At 67.0% G+C, this 25,684-nt stretch carries 20 protein-coding genes and 1 pseudogene; 3 read left to right on the top strand and 18 right to left on the bottom strand.

The window, feature by feature from the left end; all coding sequences use genetic code 11:
- Nucleotides 1-138: 138 nt before the first annotated feature.
- Nucleotides 139-2,181 (bottom strand): NAD(+) synthase, encoded by a 2,043-nt coding sequence (locus ACZYZ7_RS22835; protein ID WP_463741880.1) that lies wholly within the window; start codon nt 2,179-2,181, stop codon nt 139-141.
- A 131-nt stretch (nt 2,182-2,312) separates the two neighbouring features.
- On the opposite strand from ACZYZ7_RS22835, the gene ACZYZ7_RS22830 reads away from it, so the two are divergent.
- The gene (locus tag ACZYZ7_RS22830; protein WP_463741879.1) at nt 2,313-3,155 is read left to right on the top strand and encodes an NAD-dependent protein deacetylase; all 843 of its coding nucleotides are present in this window, start codon (nt 2,313-2,315) and stop codon (nt 3,153-3,155) included.
- On the opposite strand, the gene ACZYZ7_RS22825 is transcribed toward ACZYZ7_RS22830, so the two are convergent.
- Nucleotides 3,124-4,410: a cytochrome P450 gene (locus tag ACZYZ7_RS22825; protein ID WP_463741878.1), complete on the bottom strand. Its 1,287-nt coding sequence runs from the start codon at nt 4,408-4,410 to the stop codon at nt 3,124-3,126. The genes ACZYZ7_RS22830 and ACZYZ7_RS22825 overlap by 32 nt on opposite strands.
- 66 nt (nt 4,411-4,476) lie before the next feature.
- Here ACZYZ7_RS22825 and ACZYZ7_RS22820 point away from each other — a divergent pair, with 66 nt between their 5' ends.
- Nucleotides 4,477-5,112: a TetR/AcrR family transcriptional regulator gene (locus tag ACZYZ7_RS22820; protein ID WP_044522868.1), complete on the top strand. Its 636-nt coding sequence runs from the start codon at nt 4,477-4,479 to the stop codon at nt 5,110-5,112.
- A 48-nt stretch (nt 5,113-5,160) separates the two neighbouring features.
- Here the strand turns inward: ACZYZ7_RS22820 and proB are convergent, their stop codons facing one another.
- The 13 genes from proB to ACZYZ7_RS22755 form a co-directional block, all read right to left on the bottom strand.
- Nucleotides 5,161-6,282, bottom strand: a complete 1,122-nt coding sequence (gene proB, locus ACZYZ7_RS22815; protein WP_135456316.1) for a glutamate 5-kinase — start codon at nt 6,280-6,282, stop codon at nt 5,161-5,163.
- The gene (gene obgE / locus ACZYZ7_RS22810) at nt 6,279-7,727 is read right to left on the bottom strand and encodes a GTPase ObgE (RefSeq protein ID WP_135456318.1); all 1,449 of its coding nucleotides are present in this window, start codon (nt 7,725-7,727) and stop codon (nt 6,279-6,281) included. Before obgE ends, proB begins: the two co-directional genes overlap by 4 nt.
- Nucleotides 7,728-7,817: 90 nt before the next feature.
- Nucleotides 7,818-8,084, bottom strand: coding sequence for a 50S ribosomal protein L27 (rpmA, locus tag ACZYZ7_RS22805; RefSeq protein ID WP_003879727.1), 267 nt, complete (start codon nt 8,082-8,084; stop codon nt 7,818-7,820).
- Between the two features lie 15 nt (nt 8,085-8,099).
- The gene (gene rplU, locus ACZYZ7_RS22800) at nt 8,100-8,411 is read right to left on the bottom strand and encodes a 50S ribosomal protein L21 (RefSeq protein ID WP_135456321.1); all 312 of its coding nucleotides are present in this window, start codon (nt 8,409-8,411) and stop codon (nt 8,100-8,102) included.
- Nucleotides 8,412-8,576: 165 nt separating this feature from the next.
- Nucleotides 8,577-11,645 (bottom strand): ribonuclease E, encoded by a 3,069-nt coding sequence (gene rne / locus ACZYZ7_RS22795; protein ID WP_463741877.1) that lies wholly within the window; start codon nt 11,643-11,645, stop codon nt 8,577-8,579.
- Between the two features lie 289 nt (nt 11,646-11,934).
- A complete protein-coding gene (gene ndk, locus ACZYZ7_RS22790) occupies nt 11,935-12,357 on the bottom strand; it encodes a nucleoside-diphosphate kinase (protein ID WP_135456325.1) in 423 nt (140 codons plus the stop codon).
- A gap of 84 nt (nt 12,358-12,441) precedes the next feature.
- A complete protein-coding gene (locus tag ACZYZ7_RS22785; protein WP_286175313.1) occupies nt 12,442-12,780 on the bottom strand; it encodes a DUF4233 domain-containing protein in 339 nt (112 codons plus the stop codon).
- A 77-nt stretch (nt 12,781-12,857) separates the two neighbouring features.
- On the bottom strand, nt 12,858-14,288 hold the full coding sequence (gene folC / locus ACZYZ7_RS22780) for a bifunctional tetrahydrofolate synthase/dihydrofolate synthase (RefSeq protein ID WP_210115545.1): 1,431 nt from the start codon (nt 14,286-14,288) through the stop codon (nt 12,858-12,860).
- A 7-nt stretch (nt 14,289-14,295) separates the two neighbouring features.
- On the bottom strand, nt 14,296-16,944 hold the full coding sequence (locus tag ACZYZ7_RS22775; RefSeq protein ID WP_463741876.1) for a valine--tRNA ligase: 2,649 nt from the start codon (nt 16,942-16,944) through the stop codon (nt 14,296-14,298).
- A 100-nt stretch (nt 16,945-17,044) separates the two neighbouring features.
- Nucleotides 17,045-17,665 (bottom strand): DUF937 domain-containing protein, encoded by a 621-nt coding sequence (locus ACZYZ7_RS22770; protein ID WP_135456331.1) that lies wholly within the window; start codon nt 17,663-17,665, stop codon nt 17,045-17,047.
- A gap of 114 nt (nt 17,666-17,779) precedes the next feature.
- Entirely contained in the window at nt 17,780-19,030 is a 1,251-nt protein-coding gene (locus tag ACZYZ7_RS22765; protein WP_463741875.1) for a saccharopine dehydrogenase family protein, read from the bottom strand.
- A 10-nt stretch (nt 19,031-19,040) separates the two neighbouring features.
- Nucleotides 19,041-21,008, bottom strand: a complete 1,968-nt coding sequence (locus tag ACZYZ7_RS22760) for a S9 family peptidase (protein WP_463741874.1) — start codon at nt 21,006-21,008, stop codon at nt 19,041-19,043.
- A gap of 74 nt (nt 21,009-21,082) precedes the next feature.
- Entirely contained in the window at nt 21,083-21,694 is a 612-nt protein-coding gene (locus ACZYZ7_RS22755) for a hypothetical protein (RefSeq protein ID WP_135456337.1), read from the bottom strand.
- A 136-nt stretch (nt 21,695-21,830) separates the two neighbouring features.
- Between ACZYZ7_RS22755 and ACZYZ7_RS22750 the strand changes: the two genes are divergently transcribed.
- A complete protein-coding gene (locus ACZYZ7_RS22750; protein WP_463741873.1) occupies nt 21,831-22,979 on the top strand; it encodes an FAD-dependent oxidoreductase in 1,149 nt (382 codons plus the stop codon).
- 2 nt (nt 22,980-22,981) lie between these two features.
- Here the strand turns inward: ACZYZ7_RS22750 and ACZYZ7_RS22745 are convergent, their stop codons facing one another.
- The 3 genes and pseudogenes from ACZYZ7_RS22745 to mobA all read right to left on the bottom strand — a co-directional run bounded on the left by ACZYZ7_RS22745 (nt 22,982) and on the right by mobA (nt 25,648).
- Nucleotides 22,982-23,455: a transglycosylase family protein gene (locus ACZYZ7_RS22745; protein WP_167857907.1), complete on the bottom strand. Its 474-nt coding sequence runs from the start codon at nt 23,453-23,455 to the stop codon at nt 22,982-22,984.
- 251 nt (nt 23,456-23,706) lie between these two features.
- Nucleotides 23,707-23,940, bottom strand: a pseudogene (locus tag ACZYZ7_RS22740) (transglycosylase family protein); the annotation flags it as partial.
- Between the two features lie 1,144 nt (nt 23,941-25,084).
- Entirely contained in the window at nt 25,085-25,648 is a 564-nt protein-coding gene (gene mobA / locus ACZYZ7_RS22735; protein WP_463741946.1) for a molybdenum cofactor guanylyltransferase, read from the bottom strand.
- Nucleotides 25,649-25,684 lie beyond the last annotated feature (36 nt).

The following is a 25,684-nucleotide window of genomic DNA, read 5'->3' as shown; positions in this document are numbered from 1 at the left end:
GCAACCTCCTCGACCCGGTATCCGGCACCGTCGGACTGTGACCCGACGCACATTAGCGCGGCGATGCGGGCCAGAAGGTTAGCTTGTCAATTTTTTGCGTCGTCAATTGAGCGAACCGGCCATTTCGGCCGTCGAGACCTACTGTTCGGGAACGCTCCGCTCGATCTCGTCGAGCCAGATCCGCGCCGACATGTCCGACGGCGCCCGCCAGTCGCCACGCGGCGACAGGGAACCGCCGTGCGACACCTTGGGGCCGTTCGGCAGCGCGGAACGTTTGAACTGGGAGAACGAGTAGAACCGCTTCGCGAACACCTGCAGCCAGTGCCGGATCTCCTTGAGCGAGTACGCCGGGCGCTTGTCCTCGGGGAACCCGGCAGGCCAGTCACCGTGGGCCGCGTCATGCCATGCATGCCAGGCCAGGAACGCCACCTTCGACGGGCGGAATCCGTAACGCAGCACCTGGAACAACGAAAAATCCTGCAGCGCATAGGGACCGACCTTGGCCTCGCTGCTCTGGATCTCCTCATCCTCGCCGGTGGGTACCAGCTCCGGGGTGATCTCGGTGTCCAGCACCGATTGCAGGACCTCGTTCACCTCAACGCCGAACTGGTCCGAGGAGATCACCCACCGGATCAGATGCTGGATCAGGGTTTTCGGCACCCCGCCGTTGACGTTGTAGTGCGACATCTGGTCGCCGACCCCGTACGTCGACCAGCCCAGCGCCAGCTCGGAAAGGTCACCGGTACCGAGCACGATGCCGCCACGCTGATTGGCCAGCCGGAACAGATAGTCCGTGCGCAGACCGGCCTGGACGTTCTCGAAGGTGACGTCGTATACCTTCTCACCGCGGCCGAACGGGTGGTCCATCTCGGTGAGCATCAGCTCGGCGGTTTTCTTGATGTCGATCTCGGCGAACGTCACGCCCAGCGCCCGACTCAACCGGATCGCGTTGTTCTTGGTGTGCTCACCGGTGGCGAAGCCGGGCATCGTGAACGCGAGAATGTCGCTGCGCGGACGGTTTTCCCGGTCCATCGCCCGGGCCGCCACGATCAGGGCATGGGTGGAATCCAGGCCGCCGGACACCCCGATCACCACCTTGGGGTAGCTCAGGGCCCGCAGTCGCTGTTCCAGACCGGAGACCTGGATGTTGTACGCCTCGTAGCAATCCTGTTGCAGCCGTGCGGGATCCGCAGGCACGAACGGGAACCGCTCGATCTCGCGCCGCAGTCCGATGTCACCCGTCGGCGGGTCGAGCTGAAACTCGATGCGACGGAACGAATCCACTTGGGCGCCGTGATGCCTGGCGTTGTCATCGAATGTGCCCATCCGCAGCCGCTCAGAACGCAGCAACTCCAGGTCCACGTCGGCCACCGAGCGTCGTTCACCGCGCGGAAAGCGCTCGCTCTCGGAGAGCAGCAGCCCGTTCTCCCAGATCATCGTCTGGCCATCCCAGGCCAGGTCGGTGGTCGACTCCCCTTCGCCGGCAGCGGCGTACACGTAGGCGGCCAGGCAGCGTGACGAGGCCGAACGGGCCAGCAGCGCACGGTCTTCGGCGCGGCCGACGGTGATCGGGCTGCCCGAGAGGTTGGCCAGCACCGTCGCACCGGCCAGCGCTGCCTGCGCACTTGGCGGCACCGGCACGAACATGTCCTCACAGATCTCGACGTGCAGGACCAGTCCGGGAAGGTCGGAGGCCACGAACACCAGGTCCGGCCCGAACGGCACCTGGGCACCGGCCACCTGGATGGTGCCGCTCACGCCGGCGCCGGTTGCCATCTGCCTGCGCTCGTAGAACTCCCGGTAGGTCGGCAGGTAGGACTTGGGTACCACGCCGAGCACCGCGCCGCGGTGGATCACCACCGCCGTGTTGTAGATCCGGTGCCGGTGCCGCAGCGGTGCGCCGACCACCAGCACCGGTGTCAACACCACCGAGGCTGCGACGATTTCGATGAGCGCCTGTTCCACCGACTCCAGCAGGGCATCCTGCATCAGGATGTCGTCGATCGAGTAGCCCGACAAGGTCAGCTCCGGGAACACTGCGACGGCCACGCCGTCGTCGTGGCAGGCCTGTGCCAACCGGAGCACCGATTCTGCGTTCGCCGGCGGATCCGCCAGCGCCGTGTGATGGGTGCAGGCGGCGACCCGCGCGAATCCGTGGTGGTAGGCGCTGTAGAAATCCATCCCGCCCATTGTGACCCGAAAAGTGTCGATATCGGGCCACTGGGTACCAATTGACGCACGAGCGATACCGCCCCGGTGGTTGCGGGCATGCTCGACACCCACCTCCCGACGGGCGGCCTATCCTGGCGAGGGTGGATGCCCCCGAGCTCGTCGCCCTACTTCAGGGACGCCGCCTCGCGGTGTTGACCGGGGCCGGGATGTCGACCGATTCCGGCATCCCCGACTACCGCGGCCCCGATTCCCCACCGAGCAATCCGATGACTATCCGGCAGTTCACCTCCGATCCGGCATTCCGGCAGCGGTACTGGGCCCGCAATCACGTCGGCTGGTGCCACATGGACGAAACCATGCCCAACGCCGGGCACCGTGCCCTGGCCGCGCTGGAGTTCGCCGGTGTGGTGAACGGACTAATCACCCAGAACGTGGACCTGCTGCACAGCAAGGCCGGCAGCCGGTCGGTGGTCAACCTGCACGGCACCTACGCGCAGGTGGTCTGTCTGGATTGCGGCGCGACCATGGGCCGCGACGAGTTGGCCGCGCTGCTGGAGGCGGCCAATCCCGGCTTCCGCGAACGCGCCGAGTCGGTGGGCGGCATCGCGGTGGCACCCGACGCCGATGCCGTGGTCGCCGAAACGGATTCGTTCACCGTCGTGGACTGCCCGGTGTGCGGGGGCATGCTCAAACCCGACATCGTCTACTTCGGCGAGAGCGTTCCCAAAGACCGTGTCGAACAGGCTTATTCGATGGTTGAGGACGCCGAGGCGCTGTTGGTCGCAGGGTCCTCGCTGACCGTGTACTCCGGCTACCGATTCGTCCGGCACGCCGCCGCCCACAACATCCCCGTGGGGATCATCAACCGCGGCCCCACCCGCGGCGACGAGCAGGCCACGGTCAAGGTCGAAGCGGGATGTTCGGAGATGTTGACCCTGTTGGCCGGCGAGCTCAGGAGAACGTGCACGGCATCGACCGGATAGCGTGTACGAAGTTGCCCGCCAGGTAGGCGGGCTCTCCCGCGGCGATATCGGGCAGCTGGTGCAACAGCTCACCGAAGATCGCCCGCAACTGCGTCCGGGCGACATGCGCACCCAGGCAGAAATGACGGCCGCCGCCACCGAATCCCAGGTGCGGGTTGGGCTTTCGGCTCAGGTCGAACACCTCGGGCCGGTCGAACACCTCGGCGTCCCAGTTGCCGGAGGCGTAGAACATCACCACCTTCTCCCCCGCCGCGATCTGCTGCCCACCGAGTTCGACGTCGACGGCGGCGGTACGGCGGAACGTCATCACCGGCGTCGCCCATCGGACGAACTCCTCGACCGCACCGCCGATGCGGTCGTCGAAATCCGCCATGAGCCAGGCCCGCTGCTCGGGGTGGTCGGTCAGCGCCTTGAGCGCGTGGCTGGTGGTCTGGCGCGTGGTGTCATTGCCCGCCACCGCCAGCAGGACGAAGAACGCCGCTACCTCGGCATCGGTGAGCCGGTCTCCGTCGACCTCGGCGTGCACCAGCGCGCTGATCAGATCATTGCCCGGGTTTTCCCGGCGTTGCGCCGCAAGCGCATTCGCCACCTGATGTAGGTACATCTGGTTCTGCAGCAGCACCTCCAGCGGGTTGCGCCCGGCCAGGTAGACCGGGTCCGCCCAGGACACCAGCGCGTCGGCGGCATGTGCCACCCGCTGCCGTTCGGACTCGGGGATCCCGACCATGTCCGACAGCGTTCTGATGGGCAGTTCCTTGGCGCACTGGTCGACGAAGTCCACCCCGCTGCCGACTTCCTTGAGCTCGGCCACGATCTCGCGTGCGTTCTCCTTTATCGAGTCTTCGATGCGGGCCACCTGCCGGGGCGTGAACGCGGCGTGGACCAGTTTGCGGATCAGCGTGTGCCGCGGCGCGTCCATCGCCAGGAACGACTGTGACGCCTCGAGTAGCTCTTCCGGAACGGATTCGAACAGCACCCCCTTGCCCGACAGGAATGTCTCGCTGTCTCGGCTGACCACCACGATGTCGGCGTGCCGCGTCACCGCCCAGAACCCGCGATCGTCGGGATCCTTCATGAGGGCGTCCTCGACGGGCGGATGCCAGCTGACCGGGCGTGAGGTGCGCAGTTCGGCGAACGTGACCTCACGATCGGCGGCCGTGGTGGCCCAGAACTTCCGCGACGACAGGTCGATCGGGTCGTAGGGGCGTGCGGCGGAAGGCCACGAGGGGGCTGATGTGATGGGCGACACAGTCATGCCGGTGACAATAGGTCTAGACAGTCTGTCTAGTCAAGGTGTGACGAATGGCGATACGCTGAGGGCATGCCATCGGTAACGCGAAAACCGCAGGCCAACCGAGAGGAACGGCGCGAGCGGATCGAACGCCAACTGCTCGATGCCACCGACCGGCTGATGGCCGACGGCACCAGCTTCACCGAGCTCAGCGTTGACAAACTGGCCACCGAGGCCGGGATCTCCCGGGCCAGCTTCTACATCTACTTCGAGGACAAGGGCCACCTGCTGCGCCGGCTGGCCACCCAGGTGTTCGGCGATCTGACCCAAGCCGCCCAACAATGGTGGAGCGTCGCCGGACGCCGCGACCCCGCCGACGCCCACACCGCCATGTCGGGCATCGTCGCCAGCTATCGGACCCACCAACCGGTGCTGATCGCGCTCACCGAGATGTCGAGCTATGACCCACTCGTCGCACAGACTTACCGTGAGCTGCTGGCCGGAATCTCCGATCAGCTCACCAAGGTGATCGAGGACGGGCAGTCCGACGGGTCGATCCGGCCGCAACTGCCTGCCGCCGCCACCGCGAGCACGCTGACCTGGATGGTGGAGCGGACCTGTCATCAGAATCTGCCGTCGCAGCCGCCGTCCTACGACGCCGAGCTGGCGAACACGATCACCCAGATCGTCTGGGGCGCCCTGTATCTGGAGTCCCCCAAGCTGTGATTTGTGGAGTTTTTGCCGCACTCGGCGCGGCCAGGACTCCACAAATCGCTAGGTGGCGACCAGATCGTCGGCGTGCACCGCGGGCCGGCGCAGCTCGGCCGGCAGATCCGGCGTCGAGCGGCCGATGATCGCGGCCAGCTCCGACGCCTCGTAGGCCACCACGCCACGCGCGACCGTCTGCCCGTCAAGCCCCCGCAGATCCACCACGTCACCACCGTGGAAACGTCCCGTGACCTCGGTGATCCCGGCCGGCAGCAGCGAGCGGCGCTGTTTGACGACCGCACGCACCGCACCGTCGTCGAGGGTCAACGCCCCATGGGACTCCGCGGCATGGCGAACCCAGAACCGCCGAGCCGACATCCGCTCGGGCCGTGGCGCGAACACGGTGCCGACCGAGGCATCACTCAGTGCCGCACCGGCATCCGCCGCGGCGGCCAGCAGCACCGGCACCCCGGCATCGGCGGCCAACAGCGCCGACGAAAGCTTCGAGGCCATGCCGCCGGTGCCCAGATGGCTACCCCCGCCAGCCGCCACCCCGTCGAGATCCCCCTGTGCCGCGACCTCAGGAATGAAGCGCGCGTTACCTTTTCGGGGATCAGAGTCATACAGGCCGTCGATGTCGGACAGCAGGATCAGCGCGTCGGCGCCGACCAGCTGAGCCACCAGCGCCGACAGGCGGTCGTTGTCACCGAACCTGATCTCGTTGGTGGCCACGGTGTCGTTCTCGTTGACGATCGCCACCGCGTGCAGGGCGCGCAACCGGTCCAGGGTGCGCTGCGCGTTGTTGTGTTGCACCCGCATCGCGATGTCGTGCGCGGTCAGCAGCACCTGCCCCACCGTGCGGTTGTAGACGGCGAACGCCGAACTCCAGGCATTGACCAGCGCCACCTGCCCGACGCTGGCGGCCGCCTGCTTGGTGGCCAGATCCGTTGGGCGCTTGGACAGTCCGAGCGGCTCGATTCCCGCGGCGATGGCACCGGAGGACACGATCACCAGATCGGAACCGGCTTTCATCCGGCCTTCGATGGCCTCGACCAGGACCGCGAGCCGGCGGGCGTCGAACACCCCGGACGGAGTGGTCAGCGCGGTGGTACCGATCTTGACGACGACGCTGCGTGCGGTCCGAATCGCCTCGCGATGTGCGGAGGGCGCCGAGCCTGCGCTCGTCACTCGTCTTCACTCCCGGGATGGCGCCGTTCACGCCGCGCCGCCTTGCGTTCGGCCGCACCCACCCGGTCGGTCTGCTCGAGCCGGATGTCGGTGCCTCGACCGGTCAGCGGCATGTCCACGCCGGCTGGGGTCTGAGGCTCCCAGTCGAAGGTCATATCGCCGATGGTCACGGCGCAACCGGGCTTGGCGCCCTTTTTCCACAACGCGTCCTCGACGCCCAACCGGGCCAGCCGGTCACCGAGGTAACCGACGGCCTCGTCATTGTCGAAGTTGGTCTGCGCGATCCAGCGCTCGGGACGGGTACCGCGCACGATGAACCCGCCGTCTCCATCGGTCTCGACGGTGAAGCCGCTCTCGTCGACAGCGATCGGCCGGATCACCGGACGCCTCGGCACCACCTCAGGCTGCGCGTCACGGTAGGCCTTCACCATCTCCCACAACGCAAAGATCAACGGGCGCAAACCATCACGGCTGACCGTCGAGATCTCGTACACCGGCCAGCCGAACTGCGACTTCACTTCTTCACGCACGAAGTCGGCCAACTCCCGGGCATCGGGAACGTCGATCTTGTTGAGCACCACCGCACGTGGCCGCGACGCCAGGTCGCCCAGGGTGGAATCGCCTTGCAGAGTCGGGGTGTAGGCCGCGAGTTCGGCCTCCAGCGCCTCGATGTCGGAGATCGGGTCACGCCCGGGTTCCATGGTGGCGCAGTCCACGACGTGCACGAGCACCGCGCAGCGCTCAAGGTGCCGAAGGAATTCCAGGCCCAGACCCCGGCCCTCGGACGCGCCGGGAATCAGGCCGGGAACGTCGGCGACGGTGAAGGTGTTCTCACCGGCGGACACCACGCCCAGGTTGGGCACCAGCGTGGTGAACGGATAGTCGGCGATCTTGGGCTTGGCCGCCGAGATGGTCGACACCAGAGACGATTTACCCGCCGATGGGAAACCGATCAGGCCGACATCGGCGACGGTCTTGAGTTCGAGCGTGAGGTCTCGGGTCTGGCCCTTCTCGCCGAGCAGGGCGAAACCGGGAGCCCTGCGGGCCCGGGAAGCGAGTGCGGCATTGCCGAGCCCACCCCGACCACCTTGCGCGGCTTCGAACCGGGTGCCGACACCGACCATGTCGGCCAGCATCCGGCCGTTCTCATCGAGCACCACCGTGCCGTCCGGAACGTGCACGATCAGATCGTCGCCGGCGGCACCGTCACGATTGCTGCCCGCACCCTGCTTGCCCGAAGGTGCGACGACATGGGGATGGAAGTGGAAGTCCAGCAGGGTGTGAACCTGTGGATCCACGACGAGCACGATGCTGCCGCCGCGACCACCGTTGCCGCCGTCGGGACCGCCGAGGGGTTTGAATTTCTCGCGATGCACCGACGCGCAGCCGTGGCCGCCGTTTCCTGCACTCGCATGGATGACGACGCGGTCAACGAACCGGGGCATCAGACATCCTCTCCGTCGAATGTGAAGCTATTGCGATAGTCCTATCGAGAACTCGCAGCTGCTTCACATTCGCGGAGAATCCTCGGAGTCTCAGGCCTCCGGGCGCGGCACGGGAACGATGTTCACGTGCTTGCGGCCGCGCTTGGAACCGAACTCCACGGAGCCGGGTGCCAGCGCGAACAGCGTGTCATCGCCGCCACGACCGACGTTCACGCCGGGGTGGAAGTGGGTGCCGCGCTGGCGGACGAGGATCTCGCCTGCCTTGACGACCTGACCGCCGAACCGCTTCACGCCGAGCCGCTGTGCTGCGGATTCACGACCGTTGCGCGAGCTGGAAGCGCCCTTTTTGTGTGCCATTAGTACGCTCCCTCGCTACTTGATACCGGTGACCTTGAGCACGGTCAGCTGCTGACGGTGCCCCTGGCGCTTGTGGTAGCCGGTCTTGTTCTTGAACTTGTGAATGCGGATCTTGGGACCCTTGGTGTGCTCAAGCACCTCGCCGGTCACGGCGACCTTGGCCAGGTCATCAGCCTTGCTGGTGACCTTGGCGCCGTCGACCACCAGGGCGACGGGCAGCGATACCGACGCGCCGGGCTCGGTCTCGAGCTTCTCAACCTTCACCACGTCACCGACGGCAACCTTGTACTGCTTGCCGCCGGTCTTGACGATTGCGTATGTCGCCATCGTGTCCTCTGCTCTGCTGCTCTCTGCGGGCGCGCGCTACCGGTCGGTGCGTGCGCGGGTCTTGGGTGGCGGGATGCCCCGCCGTCACCGGCCTGCGACTACTACAGGCACCGGAGACAACTGGTCAAGGGTACTTGACCAGCGGGTAGAGGGTCAAACCGCCCTCTACTCTGGGCTGGGCGGCCCCGCGGGCCTGGCTGCGGCACGTCGACGGGTACGGCCGCGACTAGGCGGCGCCTCGACGACCACGGGCTCCGGGGCCTGGTAGACGTCCTCTTCGGACTCGTCTGAGTCCTCGGAGTCGCCGTACTCGTCCGACTCGTCGTCCGAGTCGGCCTCATCAGACTCGTCATCCTCATCCGAGTCGTCGTCGATGTCGTCATCCAGATCGTCATCGTCGTCATCATCGAGGTCGTCATCGTCGTCGAGGTCGATCTCGTCCTCGTCTTCGTCCCCATCCGAACCATCGTCGGATTCATCGGACTCGTCGACGTCCTGCGCGTCGAACTCACCGTCGGTGGAACCGGTGGACACCTCCGCGAGCTCGAGCGTGGCCTGATCGTCAGCCTCGCCCTCGGGGACCTCGTCGGCGACGTGCTCCTCGAAGTCCTCGTGGCCGTCATGGCCTTCGTGGTCTTCGTCGGGGCGCCCGTTGGCCGCAGCCATTGCCCTGAACATCGGGTGTTCGCCGGCCGGATGGTCGGGCACCTTGACGACTGGCAACTCTTCGGGCTCGGGACGGGCATTGCCCCTCTTGCCCCGCTTGCTGCGACGCCCGCCGCCGGTGGATTCGGTCTTGCGGCCGGCATTCGACGACGAGGCCGTGTCGACCGGGTCGCCGTGCAGCACGATGCCGCGGCCGGCGCAGTGCGTGCAGGTGGTCGAGAACGCCTCGACCAGACCGGTTCCCAACCGCTTTCGGGTCAGCTGCACGAGGCCCAGTGAGGTCACCTCGGACACCTGGTGGCGGGTGCGGTCCCGGCCCAGCGCCTCGGTCAGCCTGCGCAGCACCAGATCCCGGTTCGACTCGAGCACCATGTCGATGAAGTCGATGACCACGATGCCGCCGATGTCGCGCAACCGCAGTTGCCGCACGATCTCCTCGGCAGCTTCCAGGTTGTTGCGGGTGACGGTCTGTTCGAGGTTGCCGCCGGCACCGGTGAACTTGCCGGTGTTGACGTCGACGACCGTCATCGCCTCGGTGCGGTCGATGACCAGGGTTCCGCCCGAGGGCAGCCACACCTTGCGGTCCAACGCCTTGGCCAGCTGCTCGTCGATGCGGTGTACAGCGAACACGTCGGGAGCATCAGCGCCGCCCGCGGGTTCGTACTTGGTGAGCCGGCCCACGAGATCGGGGGCGACGGTGTTCACGTAGGAGTTGATCGTGGCCCAGGCCTCGTCACCGGAGACGATCAGACCCGAGAAGTCCTCATTGAACAGGTCCCGGATGACCTTGACCAGCACGTCGGGCTCTTCGTAGAGCGCAACGGCCGCGCCGGCCTTCTTCCCGGTGACCTCGGTGGCCTTGGCGTCGATCTCGGTCCAGCGCTGCTGCAGCCGCTCGACGTCGGAACGGATGTCCTCTTCCTTGACGCCCTCCGAGGCGGTGCGGATGATCACACCCGCATCGGCAGGCACGACCTCTTTGAGGATTTCCTTGAGCCGCTGGCGTTCGGTGTCGGGCAGCTTGCGGCTGATCCCGGTCGACGACGCGCCCGGTACATAGACCAGGTAGCGGCCGGCCAGCGACACCTGCGTGGTGAGTCGAGCACCCTTGTGCCCCACCGGGTCCTTGCTGACCTGGACCACCACATAGTCGCCCGGCTTGAGCGCCTGCTCGATCTTGCGGTTCGACCCACCGAGCCCGGCGGCCTCCCAGTTCACCTCACCGGCGTAGAGCACACCGTTGCGGCCGCGGCCGATGTCGACGAACGCGGCTTCCATCGAGGGCAGCACGTTCTGCACGATGCCCAGGTAGATATTGCCGACCAACGATGCTGAAGCAGCCGAAGTTACGAAGTGCTCGACGACGACGCCGTCCTCCAGAACGGCGATCTGGGTGTAGCGGGCGCCCTCGTGCGGCGGCTCGGTGCGGACCTTGTCGCGCACGATCATGGTGCGCTCGACAGCCTCGCGGCGGGCCAGGAACTCTGCCTCGCTCAGGATCGGCGGGCGACGGCGACCCGCGTCCCGACCGTCGCGGCGGCGCTGACGCTTCGCCTCCAAGCGAGTCGATCCGCTGATCCCCTGGATCTCCGAATCATCGCTGCTCTTGCCGGCCCGCTCGGCCCGCGGGGCGCGCTCGTGCACGACGGTGTTGGGCGGGTCATCCGGGGAGCCCGCATCATCGTTGTCACCCGAGCCGGACTTGCGCCGGCGACGGCGCCGCCGCCGACGGTTGGCGCCGTCGCCGCCCGCGGTGTCCTCGTCGTTGCCCTCGTCCGACTCGTCGGAGTCATCATCGGAATCCTGGTCGGATTCGCTCTGGTCATCGACGGTGTCGGTGTCGGAATCGGGACCCGAGTCGGGCCCGTTGTCGTCACTCTGCTCACCGCGACCACGACCACGTCCACGGCGGCCCCTGCGGCGCCGGCGCGCGGCGGGACGATCCGCCTGCTCGTCGTCGCTGTCGGAATCGGCATCGATGGTGTCGTCATCGTCGCCGTCGTCTTCGTCTTCGTCGTCATCCTCATCGACGTGCACTGGCACGAAGCTGACGGGCTGCGGCGCCACGAACAGCGGCAGGTAATCGGCACGCTCGGTGTGCGCCTCCCGCACCGAGGGAATGTTCGCCGTCTCCAGGATCAACCGGGACTCGGGTTCGTCGCCGACCAGGACGGCCTCGGCGTCGGCCTGCGGGGCATCGACCGCAACGGGTTCAGATTCAGCCGGAGCAGCCTGCGGAGCCTCGGCCGAACTCTCGACCGGAGCCGCGACGGACTCGGCCTCGGTGACGGCCTCGACCTGTTCTGCCGGCACAACCTCTGCCTGCGCAACAGGAGCAGCGTCGGTCGACCCTGCGGCCAGTGCGTCACGGACCCGCTCTGCGTCGACCTTGTCGATCGTGGAATGCGCACTGCGCCGACGCCCGTCGAACTCCGCCAGGGCATCGAGCACGCGCCTGCTGGTGGTGCCGAGTACCCGCGCCAGGGAGTGGACTCTCAGCCGCTCGGGCAGTCCCTCCTGTTGCGGAGTCTGGGTTGATAGGTCGTCATTCTGGGCATCTTCGGCCACGAATTCTCCTCAAGCCCCCGGGCGCGTCGTATCGACGCGGCCACGCGAGGGCTTCCGCTATTGGCCCGGGACACTTTCCCCGGACTTGTTGTGGTCTCGCTCCGGGCGGTTCGCTACCGAACCCACCCGGTGCCTGGCTGAATGATGGCTGGACGGCCCGCGCCGCACCGGATTGCGGTGGTCGCGCTCGTCGAAGTCTTCATTCGGGTGTTCAGCCCCGGTTGAGGCTGGCTACCCGCAACCAGTATCCCACATCACTGACGCGGTACTGACCAGACTGCGAGAAGGTTTATCGACCGGAGGCTTCGCCAGGGAACCACAGGGCGATCTCGCGGGCCGCCGACTCCGGCGAATCCGACCCGTGCACGAGGTTGTCCTGGGTCACAAGCGCCAGGTCACCACGGATGGTGCCGGGCACAGCCTTCTCCACCGGGTCGGTGCCGCCGGCGATCTGACGGAACGCCGCGATGGCGCGCGGTCCCTCCACGATGGCCGCGACAACAGGTCCGGAGGTGATGAACTCCAGCAGCGAATCGAAGAACGGCTTGCCGTCATGCTCGGCGTAGTGCTGCTTGGCCAGCTCAACGCTGACGTTCTTCAGTTCCAGCGCCGCCAGGGTCAGGCCCTTGCGCTCGATCCGGCCGAGGATCTCCCCGACCAGGTGGCGCTGCACGCCGTCGGGCTTGATCAGGACAAGGGTCTGCTCAGTCACGGCTGAGAGCGTACCGGTCGGTAACAGCGCCCCGCCATCGCGGGGCCCCGACCGAGCCCGCACTGTGGCCCAGCTATCACCGCGCTATTCGCTGGGCGGTTGCTGGCCAGGCAGGAGGCCACGATCCTGCCTGCGTTTGACCTCACCCCGCAGATACACGATCAGCAGCCAGACCACGGCGAAGATCACGCCGATGAAGCCGATTGCCCCATGAATGAGCGCACCGGCGATCACCACCAGCTGGATGCCCAGGTTCGCCCAGATGGCCCAGGGCCTGCCCTGGATCCCCGACATCAGGATCAGCACGATGGCCAGCCCGACCACGAATCCGCCCGAGGTCCAGGTCAGCCCGGCGCCGCTGACACCCACCACCGGCAGGGCCAGCAATACGACGATGGCTTCGAGGATCAGCGTCCCCGCCATCACCCCGCGGAAACTCTTCCACGGGTCCGGGGGTGCCGGCTTGTCACCTGGCGTCTGATCATCAGGGGTCTGATTGCTCACTGTGGGTCCCGTCCGAACAGGGTCCGGGCCTCGCCGGCGGTCACCACCGAACCGGTGATCACCATGCCGGACCCGGACAGTCCTTCGTCGGCCCCGGACTCCTCGACCAGGGCGGTGGCGGTCTCGATGGCATCCGGCAGCGTCACGGCGGTGATCACGCGATCCTGCCCGAAACGCTCTTCGGCCAGCGATGCCAGCGACTCGACGTCCATCGCCCGCGGTGAACCGTTATGGGTGACCACGATCTGATCGAACACGGGCTCCAGGGCGGTCAGGATGCCGCCGGCGTCCTTGTCCCCCATCACCGACACCACTCCGACCAGGTAGCGGAAGTCGAACTCCTGCTGCAGGGTCTGCGCCAGCGCCGCGGCTCCGGCCGGATTATGTGCTGCATCAATGAAAACCGTTGGTGCACTTCGCATACGCTCCATGCGGCCCGGGCTGCTCACTGCCGCGAAGCCGGCCCGGATCGCGTCGACATCGAGCTGCCGGTCCGCTCCCGCACCGAAGAACGCCTCGACCGCGGCCAGGGCGAGAACGGCGTTGTGGGCCTGATGTTCACCGTGCAGCGGCAGGAAGATTTCGGGGTACACGCCGCTCAGGCCCTGCAGCTCCAGCACCTGGCCGCCGATGGCGACCTGCCTGCTGAGCACCGCGAACTCGGAGTCCTCGCGGGCCACCGCCGCGTCGGCGCGCACCGCCTCCGCCAGCAGGACCTCCATGGCCTCGGGAGCCTGCTTCCCGATGACCGCAACGGTGTCGGTTTGCACCAGGTCCTCGGGCTGCCGGGTGATGATGCCCGCCTTCTCCCCCGCGATCTCGGCGATCGTGTCACCGAGATAGTCGGTGTGGTCGATGCCGACCGGGGTGATCACCGCGACCGGGGCGTTGACGACGTTGGTGGCGTCCCAGCGTCCACCCATCCCCACCTCGATTACCGCGACGTCGATGGGCACGTCGGCGAAGGCTGCGAAGGCCATCGCGGTGAGGACCTCGAACTTGCTCATCTTCGGCCCACCGGCAGCCTCGGACTGCCGGTCCACCAGTTCCACGAACGGTTCGATCTCGGTATACGTATTCACGTATTGCGCTGGCGTGACGGGCTTTCCGTCAATCGAGATGCGCTCCACCGCGGACTGCAGATGCGGGCTGGTGGTGCGTCCCGTCCGCCGGTGCAGGGCGATCAGCAACGCGTCGATGATGCGCGCCACCGACGTCTTGCCGTTGGTCCCCGCGACATGGATGGACGGGTAGGCCCGCTGCGGTGAGCCCAACAGCTCCAGTAGGGCGGAGATCCGCGCCGTGCTGGGGTCCAGCTTGGTCTCGGGCCATCGCTGATCGAGCAGGTGCTCGACCTGCAGCAGTGCGGCGATCTCGTCCGGGGAGGGAATCGGGTTGTTCACCTGGATTCTCGGCTCTTCGCGCAAGCGCTCATCACAGCGCTGCCAGGCGTGCGGTGATGCGCTCGACCTCTTCGCCGGCCAACTGCTGACGACCGCGGATCTTGTCGACGACGTTCTCGGGCGCCTTGGCCAGGAAAGCCTCGTTGCCGAGCTTGGCCGTCGTGGTGGCCAGCTCCTTTTGCGCCGCGGCCAGATCCTTCTCCAGCCGGCGCCGCTCGGCCGCGACATCGACGGTGCCCGAGGTGTCCACCTCGACGAGGACCGTCGCCTGCGTCAGACGCACCTCGACCGAGGCCGACGGGGTGAACCCGTCACCGGCGTCCGTCAGCCAGGCCAGCGCGGTAACCGCGGGCAGCTGTTCGGTCAGACCGGCCTCGGTGACCGCGGACAACCGGGCCGGAACCCGCTGCCGGTCGGCCAGGCCCTGGTCGCTGCGGAAGCGGCGCACCTCGGTGATCAGCTTCTGCATGTCGGCAATGTGTTGTGCCGCAATCTGATCCAGCGCGATGCCGGATGCCTGCGGCCAATGCGCGATGACGATCGACTCGCCGTTGGTCAGCGCCTTCCACAGCGTCTCGGTGACGAACGGCATCACCGGATGCAGCAACTTGAGCAGAGCGTCGAGGACGAAGGCCAGCACTCCCGTGGTGTGAGCCACACCCTCGCCGAGCTGAACCTTGGCCAATTCCACGTACCAGTCGCAGAACTCGTCCCAGGCGAAGTGGTACAGCGATTCGCAGGCCCGGCTGAACTCATAGCTGTCGAGTGCCGCATCCACTTCGGCGCGAACCTCTTCGAGGCGGCCGAGGATCCAGCGGTCGGCGTCGGTGAGTTCGGCCGCGGCGGGCAGCGGGGCGGGGGCCGCACCGTTCATCAGCGCGAAGCGGGTCGCGTTGAACAGCTTGGTGGCGAAGTTACGCGAGGCCCTGGCGTGGTCCTCACCGATGGACAGGTCACCGCCGGGGCTGGCGCCGCGCGCCAACGTAAATCGCAGCGCGTCGGCACCGAACTTCTCCACCCAGTCCAACGGATCGATGCCGTTGCCGCGCGACTTGCTCATCTTTCGGCCGAACTCGTCGCGGATCAGGCCGTGCAGGAAGACGTTTTTGAAGGGAACCTGCGGACCGCGGGCGCCGTCGAACGTGATCGCCGGATCGTCGCCGACGAAGGTACCGAACATCATCATCCGCGCCACCCAGAAGAACAGGATGTCGTAGCCGGTGACCAGGACCGAGGTCGGATAGAACTTCGCCAGGTCCGGAGTGTGGTCGGGCCAGCCCATGGTGGAGAACGGCCACAGTGCCGAGGAGAACCAGGTGTCGAGGACGTCGGAGTCCTGCTCCCAACCGGCCGGCGGGGTCTCGTCGGGACCGACGCACACCGTCTCGCCGCCCGGACCGTGCCAGATCGGGATCCGGTGGCCCCACCACAGCTGCCGGGAAATGCACCAGTCGTGCATGTTGTCCACCCAGTCGAACCACCGCGGCTCCAGGCTCGGCGGGTGAATCACGGTGTCGCCGTTGCGCACCGCATCACCGGCGGCCTTGGCCAGGCCGTCCACCTTGACCCACCACTGTAGGGACAGGCGCGGCTCGATGGGCTCGCCACTGCGCTCGGAGTGCCCGACGCTGTGCAGGTAGGGCCGCTTCTCGGCGACGATCCGGCCCTGCTCGGCCAGCGCCTCCCGCACCTTGACCCGGGCCTCGAACCGGTCCATGCCGTCGAATTGCGTTCCGGTTTCGGCGATCCGACCCTTGGTGTCCATGATCGTGGGCATCGGAAGCTGATGACGCAGCCCGATCTCGAAGTCGTTCGGGTCGTGCGCGGGCGTGACTTTGACTGCGCCGGTACCGAATTCGGGGTCGACGTGAGTGTCGGCGACGATGATCATCTCGTGCTCGACGAACGGGTGCGGCAGCGTTGTGCCGACCAGGTGGCGGTATCGCTCGTCGTCGGGATGCACCGCGATCGCGGTGTCACCCAGCATGGTCTCCACCCGGGTGGTGGCCACGATGATGTGGGGCTCGTCGTCCTTCATCGAGCCGTAGCGGAACGAGACCAGCTCGCCTTCGACGTCCTCGTATTTGACCTCGAGGTCGCTGATCGCGGTCTCCAGCACCGGTGACCAGTTGACCAGCCGCTCGGCCTGGTAGATCAGGCCCGCATCGAAGAGTCGCTTGAAGATGGTGCGCACCGCCCGCGACAGGCCCTCGTCCATGGTGAAGCGGTCGCGGCTCCAGTCCACGCCGTCACCGAGGCGGCGCATCTGCCCGCCGATGGTGCCGCCGGATTCGCGCTTCCAGTCCCACACCTTCTCGACGAACAGCTCGCGACCGAAGTCTTCCTTGGTCTTGCCGTCGACGGCGAGCTGCTTTTCCACCACGGTCTGGGTGGCGATGCCGGCGTGGTCCATACCGGGCAGCCACAGCACCTCATAGCCCTGCATGCGCTTGCGGCGGGTGAGGGCGTCCATCAGGGTGTGGTCGAGCGCGTGGCCCATGTGCAGGCTGCCGGTCACGTTGGGCGGGGGCAGCACGATCGAGTACGGCGGCTTTTCGCTGGCCGGATCGGCGGTGAAGTATCCGGCATCCACCCAGCCCTGGTACAGGTCGGCTTCTACCGCAGCGGGATCCCAGGATTTGGGGAGGGCATCGGCGCGATTGTCAGGGGTGGGGGTCACCGAGCCATTCTAAGAAGGACGTGCCCGAATACGCGAAAGCCCCCGATGCCCGGTGCGTTCGCTGGGCGTCGGAGGCTTTCGAGCAGGGGTATGCGGGGAGCTACTTCTTGCCGCCGAGCAGGCCGCCGAGGATCTCGCCGATGGCATTGCCCTGGCTGCCACCGCCGCCGAGCACGCTGCCCAGAATGCTGCCCAGCGGGTTGTTGGCGGCAGCACCGCCACCTGCCGCGCCGCCGAGGATGCTGCCGAGGATGTCCCCGAGCCCGCCGCCTCCGGAAGCCTGAGCCTGGGCCTCGCCCGCGGGTGCGGCGTTCTTCTGGGCGAACTGCTTGCCGATGTAGGCCAGCACGATCGGCGCCAGGATCGGCAGCAGCTTCTTGACCAGATCACCGCCACCGGCGCCCGTCCCCGCCAACGCCGAGGCGACCTGATTGCTGTCGTTGCCGCCGAAGATCTTCGCGACGTACTGGTTGCCCTCGCTCGGGTCGACCTGGTCGACGCTCACGCCACCGTCGAGCAGGCCGCTGGCGCCCTGCGCCGCGACCGCGGACTCGAGGTCACTCGAATCGATGTTGTCCGCTTGTACGTTCTCCGCCACACCGCCGACCAGGGCCGGAACCAGGGTCTTGATGGCGGCGTTCACCTCGCCTTCATCTGCGCCGAGCTTGCTTGCGATATCCGCCACCGGGATCTGCGCGAACAGATCATCGAGACCGGCCATTTTCATCCCACCTTCGTTGCTGGCGTACTGGAAGTCCTCGGCATCGACACTAGTCGAATCTGATCTTGTCCCACAGGTGTTCGACGCACGCCGATCGACTCATGCCACGCCGGCTCAGCTCAGGGCGGTGGTTTCCAGCGACACCCCGGCAGCTGGTAGCCGGGTGAGCAGTACATCCCCCATCGCGGCCACCGGTGTCAGCACGCCGCGTCGTTCCGACAGCGCGTCACGGTCGGTTGCCAGCGCGAGCCCGCACTCGCCGAGCAATACCGCGGTCGACTTGTATCCGGGATCGCCTTGCTGGGCCATGCTTGTCACGTACCGCGCGCCTGTTGTCGTGGTGGTGTACGTCTCGACGCGGTAGTGCCCCCGCTCGCGGGCTCGCTCGCTGGGGCCGGTTCCCGGCTTTGGGGCCAACTTCGCTACCAGGCCGCCGGGCAGCCGGTTGAAATAGCGGCCGCCGACACCGAGCGTGAAGGCGTTGACTCCGGTCACCGCGGCTGCCGCCAACGGCGCCGCGGGCGAGCGGCCCAGGCTCATCTGCTCGGCGTACTCGAAGCGCCGTCCATAGGCGTAGTTCAGTAATGCGTTGCTGCGCCGCACGATTCGAGTGTTCGGCGCGGCCATGGCAAACGCGCCGGTCCAGAGGCCGGCCAGCTCGGGAGCGATCTCACCGCCGCGGCGCCACCGCACGTCGGGCTGAGCGCCGAGTTCGGGCTCGGCCCCGCGGTCGGGGCTGAGCGTGTACGGATCGTTCATCAGTGCTCGTGCCTCTGGATCCGAGGACAGCGTGTCCAGCAGTTCCAGCATCGAGGCGACGGTGCCGCCAGACACGCCACCGGCGAAACTGCGCACCACCAGGTTGGTGTCACCGAGTTCCCCGGCGCCGTCTGCGAGCGCCCGCTGGTACAGCGCGTACACCGTGAGATCGGATGGCACCGAATCGAATCCGCACGAATGTACGATCCGCGCACCGGTGTCGACCGCCTGCTTGTGGTGCAGGTCGATGCTGTCCCGGATGAATGTCGTCTCACCCGTGAGGTCGGCGTAGTCGGTGCCTGCCGCGGCACACGCCGCGACCAACGGCATGCCGTAGCGGGCGTAGGGACCCACCGTCGTCACCACCACCTGGGTGCGTGCGGCCATCGCATCGAGAGAGGTCGGGGCGGTGGCGTCAGCGGTCACCAGCGGCCACGACTGCGCGCCGGGCGCCAGACCGTCACGAATGGCCCGCAAGCGCTCCTCGGAACGACCGGCCAGGGCGATCCGGGCCGATCCCCCGGCCCTGGCCAAGTACTCGGCAGTCAGTTTTCCGGCGAATCCCGTCGCGCCGTACAGCACCAGATCGAACTCACGCTGCGTCACGATCTCGACGCTACCCGAGCAGTTCGGGCAACTGCACCGGTTCGCCTCGCAGGTGATCTCCCAGGAATGCCGTGACCACCTGGTACCAGATCTTGGCGTGCTGCGGCGACAGCACCCAGTGGTTCTCCGTCGGGTAGTACAGGAACCGGTGCGGGCTTTCGCCGTTCGCGTCGGCGGGCAGCCCCGAATCGCTGAGTAGCTCGTACCACAGCCGCAGCGCCTCGCCGATCGGTACGCGATAGTCCTTGTCGCCGTGGATGACCAACATCGGGGTGGCGATGTCGGCGACGAACCGGTGTGGTGAATTGCGCTGGGCCATCTCGGGCGTCATCTCCCGGGCCCACCAGTACGCACCGTCGGTGGTGGGGCCGAACTGGTCCAGCGCCCACAGGCTGGCATGCGTGACGATGGCGCCGAACCGATCGGTGTGCCCGGCGATCCAATTGGCCATGTAGCCGCCGAACGACCCGCCCATCGCAGCGGTGCGCGAGGCATCGACGCGTGGATGCGCGCATGCGGCATCTGTCGCCGCCATCAGGTCGGTGTACGGATCGCCGCCCCAGGCGCCCCAACCGCGTGCGATGAAGTCCTGGCCGTAGCCGGTGGACAGCCCCGGGTCCGGCATCAACACGGCATACCCGCGGGCCGTGAGCAGCCACGGGTTCCACCGCCAGTGCCAGCTGTTCCAGCTGCCCAACGGGCCGCCGTGAATCCACAGCACGAGCGGGGCCGGCTCGTCACCTTCGGGCAGGGTGAGCCAGGACCGGATCGGCGTGCCGTCGGCGGCGGTCGCCGTCACCTCTGTCACCGTGCCGGGCAGTTCGGGTGCCTCGAGGCACGGCAGCGCGGTGACGGTGCCGTCCCGGTCGATCCGGACCGGATGCGGCGGCGCGGCATACGAGCTGCGCAACGCATAGATCACCCCGCCGGGCACGGGACACACATCGGTGTAGGTGAAGTCATCGTCGGTCAGCTGGGTGACCGCACCGGATACGGGGTCGACGGAGAAGATCGGGCCACGGCCGCCGTCGTCGGCCGTCACGATCAGCGCCGACGAATCCGGTGCCCAGGCCACCGAGGACGGCCAGCGGTCCCAGTCGCCGGTCAACTCCACGGGATCCTCACCGAACTGCATGCAGCACAACGTGATCCGCGGCGGCGCGGCGGGAGTGGAATGGGTTTCCCTGGTGAAGGCCACCGCGCTGCCGTCCGGAGCGATCGCGGGGCGTTCCAGGTCCGCGCCGGGTTCCTGGACGATGGTGGTGCGTTCGCCGGTGACCCGGTCGATGCGCACCAAGACCACCCGCAGGGCGGTGCCCGGGCCCGGCTCCTGCCAGGACGTCACCACGAATCCGCCGTCGGCGCTGAGATCGAAGGTCGTCTCGCGCAGCGCCGCGCCCGGGTCGGCGGTCAGGTCCTGTTGTCCGTCGGCGTCGAAGAGGTGGGGTTGGTCCGGGCCGAGGTCGTGATCCCAGTGCCGGACCGGGTAGCCGGTGTGCAGGATCGCCGACACCTTGGTGTCCTTGCGCGCGTCGCGCTTGGCCTTGTCGTCGTCGACTCCGGCCGACGACGGCAACAGGGGTGCGGACACCACGGTGGCGTCGGCTGCCCGGGCGCTTGCCGCGCCCGCGACACCACCGGGCATCGTCAGCACCTCGTATGCCTCACCGCCGGTCGCGGGAAGGCGCCACAGTGCCGCCGGCGGTTTGTCCTCGCCGTCCCCGGGGCGCACCGCGAGGAACAACACGTCGCCCCCAGCGGTGAACACCGGCGCGGACTCCCCCTTGACCCCATGGGTCAGCCGGCGCGCAGGTTGGGCTCCGGTGGGATCCAATTCCCATATGGCGCTGAGGAATTCGGTTTTCTTCTCGTTGAGAGTGCTGACCGTCGTGACCAGCCGCGAGCCGTCGGGCGAAACCGCGAGACCAGATACCCGGGGCAAGGCGAGGTAGTCGTCGAGATCGTCAAACACCGTCATGGCTCCCCACCGTAACGGCGCAGCCCGTACCGGAGTCCGGTACGGGCCGCTTGTTCTGCTCATCCCAGTCTGGTTCAGGACACCTTGATGACCTGGCCGGTGACGTCGGTGCGTACCTGCTTGCTGCTGCGCTCACCCTTGACGTTGATGAAGATGACGACGTTCGCGTCGAACGGGATGTTGCGCTTGATGCTCACCGTCTGGACCTCACCATCCTTGATCTCGCTTGCCGCCACCGCGCCGTCGATCGCCGTGGCGATCGCGCTCGTGGGCACGTCGGTGATGGCGAACAGATTCTGCTGCAGCGCCTCGGTGTCCTCGTCGTAGTCGATCGGCCGAGACGGCCCGACCGTACCGGAGGTGTAGCTCCACTGATTGAGTTCGGTCGGGGCATTCGGGTCGATGGCCTCGACGCTGAGCACACCCGGCGCGATGCTGACCTCGACGACCTGCATCGGGTTCGCACCGACCTTGTCCGCGATCGCCGCATACGCGTTGTCGATGCCCTCGGCGGTGAACAGGTTGCCCGACACCGCTTCGGTGATCTTCTCCGTGCCCGAGGTGACCACCTTCTCGGCCGCACCGGCGGCCGCATCCCTGATCTCGGTGACCTTCGAGCAACCGCTCAATGCGGACACGGCAAAGACCGCTGCGCCCAGCGCGATACCGAAGCGGTTGAGTTTCATGGGACCTCTCATTCATTCCATCCGGGCACCTTCGGCACCGGGAACCTGTGCAAAGACTGTGCAGACGCTGGAAGGCTACCGATCCCAACTCCGATCACGGCGAGCCACCTCACCTGGCCCCGGCTAGATTCGAGCGATGGCACAGTCCGTCCTCGTCATCGGCGCGGGTATCACCGGCCTGGCTACCGCAGTCGCATTGCAGCAGCAAGGGTTCGACGTCCGCGTGGCCGAGGCACGCCGGGACGTCACCCCCGGTGCGGGAATCAGCCTCTGGCCCAACGCGTTGGCCGCACTCGATGAGATCGGGCTCGGCGATCAGGTGCGCGATGCGGGCGGCCGGGTGACCACGGGAGCGCTGCGTCGGTCCGGCGGAGCCTGGTTGCGCCGGCCGGCGGCGCAACGGTTCACCCGGGCGCTGGGCGAACCGCTGGTGGTGATCAGACGCGCAGCCCTGACCGAGATCCTCGCCGGCGCGCTGGCTCCGGGCACGGTCCATTACGAGCTCACCGCCGACACGATCGACATCGGCGGCTCGGACGTGCGGGTCACGTTCACCGACGGCACGGTCCGCGAGGCGGCCGGTCTGGTCGGCGCCGACGGTGTCGACTCCGTGGTGGCCCGACATCTGAATGGGCCTCTGCCCCGTCGCTACACCGGCTACACCGCGTGGCGCGCGGTGGCCGCCTGCCCGCTCGATCCCGATCTGTCAGGCGAAACACTGGGCGCCGGCTCACAGGTCGGGCACGTGCCGCTCGGCGACGACCACACGTATTGGTTCGCCACCCAGCGCGTACCACGCGGACAGACCACACCCGATGGGGAGTTGGCCCACCTGAAACGGCACTTCTCATCATGGTCGGAGCCGATCCCGACGCTACTGGCCACGACCGATGCCGATCAGGTGCTCCGAAACGACCTCTACGACCGCGCCCCCGCCCGCACCTGGGCCCGCGGTCCCGTAGTGATCGCCGGGGACGCCGCCCATCCGATGCGCCCACATCTGGGCCAGGGCGGCTGCCAGGGACTCGAAGACGCGGCCATCCTGTCCGCCCTCGCGGCCAGAGGCCCGGATCTGGGGCGCGCGTTCTCCCGGTTCGCGGCCCTGCGCCGCAAGAGGGTCATGACGATCGTGCGGGAGGCACAGTTGGTCGGCCGGGTGGTGAACCTACGTCCGCCGGCACTCGGTGCCGCGGCCACCCGGGCTTCCGTACTGGTGCCCGAGTACGTGTTGACCCGGCACCTGGCCTCGATCGCCGGGCGCGGGGCTTTCACCCCGGTGCGCTGAGCTCAGTGCGGCACGCCGAAGGCTCCCAGCGGGTCCAGGAAGGTCGTGCAGATCCGGCGTAGGTCGAAAATGCCCAGCACCGCGCCGGGACGTACGGCCTGGCAACCGGTCGGTGCACCGGGCGCCGCCCAACCTGCCGGCATCCCACCTCGGACGCCGCACTTGGGCCAGGCCCCGATCCCCTGGGTGGCCAGGACGTTCTCGGCCACCCGTATCTGCTCCTCACGGGAGGCCGAGGCGGGCGATCCGATGCCGCCGTGCGAGGCCCAGGTGGTGGGCTTGAACTGAAGACCGCCGTACTGGCCGTTGCCGGTATCGGTGGACCAGTTGCCACCCGATTCGCAGTCCGCGATCGCATCCCAGTTCACCGTGTCCGCACCGGCGGTCGCCGTGACGGCGAACGTGGGTGCCAGCATGAGGCCCGCCGACGTCGCAGCAAGCCAGAAAGCCCTGGTTAACGCCATTCGTATGGTCATCTCACGGCCCTTCCCCGACCTTTGACACCAAGGACCACTGCAGATGCCGATCACGTTCATGCAACTGTGCGGTCACTAATGGGTTCGTGTGACCAACGTCACCCGTTACAGGGGAGGCTGAAGTTTTTTCGGAGGTTGTCGGGGCGGGAGTAACCGGAGGGCCTTCTGATGAAACAGAAGCGGTGCCGGGCAGAGGCCCGGCACCGCTTCGTATCAAGTTGTCAATCGCTCACATGGTGAGCAGCCCGGTACTAGCCGCGCTTGCCGCACACCGGCCAGGCACCGATGCCCTGGCTGCGCAGCACGTTCTCGGCAACCCGGATCTGCTCCGAGCGCGAGGCCTGATGCGGCGAACCCGAGCCGCCGTTGGCGCGCCAGGTGCCCATGTTGAACTGCAGGCCACCGTAGTACCCGTTACCGGTGTTGATCGCCCAGTTGCCACCCGACTCGCAGGCTGCGACGGCGTCCCAGTTAACGCTGTCCGCATTGGCGGTACCGGCACCCAGTGCCACGGGAGCCACAGCCAGTGCTCCAGCAATGATGCCCAGCCCAAACGTCTTGCGGATGTTCTTCACTTGATTCCTCTCGCCAAGCGCGCACCATCAACACCCGCAGAGGCGGGTGCGGAAGCCTGAATCCAGGCTGGAGGGGTTGGTTCGCGCCGTCTCGGTCAGGCACGAAAGGGAGGGCCACAGTGCCCGGCCCGGGATCAGACCCAGGCCCCCGCGTCGGGCGTAATCGCCACCGCGGCCCCACTCACACGCAGGTTCTTGGTGTTGAAATTATTTGCTCCGTGTCGGAGACGCTTTGGACCGTACAAAGGTCTCGAAGAGAAGTCATCCCGATGTAGAAGCGATCGCGGAAAGATCACGGACAGATAACGAGACACTGAACGAATCGTTTGTGCAGGTCAACGCCGGGCTACCACCGTTACCGTTTCGTGATCGGCATAAACGGAACGTGAGCGAGATCACGCATTTTTTGTGAGCTGGCCCACTTGATTTGGGTACAGCAACACCGTCACCAATGGTCGGCGATGACAAAAAGCGCTGGTAGATGCCATCGGCGAGTGTCATCAGCACCGCAGCGCGCGAATCCGTTCGCTACAGTTCCCCGCCGCCCCGAAACCAGAACATGCTCCAAATACACTGGAATACAACGACTATCGCGCATGTCAGGCGCTGCAACCAGGCTGGGCCGCAGTGGGTCCAACGCCTACGATGTCGACGCGGCGGAGTCCAAAATGACTCCGCCACAACCAATCTCACCAGGCCGCCGAGAAGCGTCAGACCGCCCAGCCAACCCGGCTCCGTCTCAGGTAGTCCATAGGTTTCGGCAAAGCATGCGGTCAGGGGAATTTCGTCGGGAATTCAGCACGGCCGGGCGCACGCATCAGCGAATAGCGCGCAGCATTTCGACATCCGATGCGAGACCGAATCATCCTGGACACCAGTGGATTTCGCGCGCCAGTCGGGCTCCTCCATCGCTGACGGTTCCCCAATTCACCCCGCTTCCAGGGCCTTGAATAGGGGGAAATAATCGATCAATTATCTCGAAACGAGAAATTTGGCTCAGTTCGCGCGTTAATTCACAATTTGCTGTGCCCGAGATGACCGAATAGGCCGGCGCTCAAGGCAGGTCGGCCGCGGTGTTGATGTTGGTCAGTGCGCGCTGCGGCGCCACCACGATCCGTTGCGTGTCGACAGACTCGGCCAGCGACCGCATGCTGCGCCGGCCGTCGCGCACCAGGGCGGCAATCCGTTCAGTGAGCGAGCTGCGGTAGATCCCCGCCAGATAGTGGTCCCTACCGTCCCACGGCAGCACGATATCGGCAGGTAACCGCTCTGCGGAGGCCGCCAGGGTGTCGATCAGATCCGCCGACAGATACGGCATGTCCACCGCGCACACGAAGGCGCGGTCGAGGCCGGCCTCCGCGACGGCACGCAGCCCGCGACCCGTCGCCACCAGCGGCCCGACACCAAGCACCTCGTCGCGCAGTATCTCGGCGCTCAGTGCGGGTAGCGGCTGACCGGGCGCGGCGATGACGAAAACCGGTGAGCAGCGCGTGCTCACCGCGGCGACCACATGCTCGACCATCGTCGAGCCTTCGAACGGCAGCGTCGCCTTGTCACGCCCCATACGACGCGAAGCCCCGCCCGCCAGAACTACCGCGGCGAGCGGGGCTGTACTCAGGTTGCTTCTGTGAGCAGGGTCAGTGCGATTAGCGCA

The sequence above is a fragment of the Mycobacterium sp. IDUB_17 genome (genome assembly GCF_055419465.1).
This window is presented reverse-complemented; position numbering and strand designations above follow the sequence as displayed.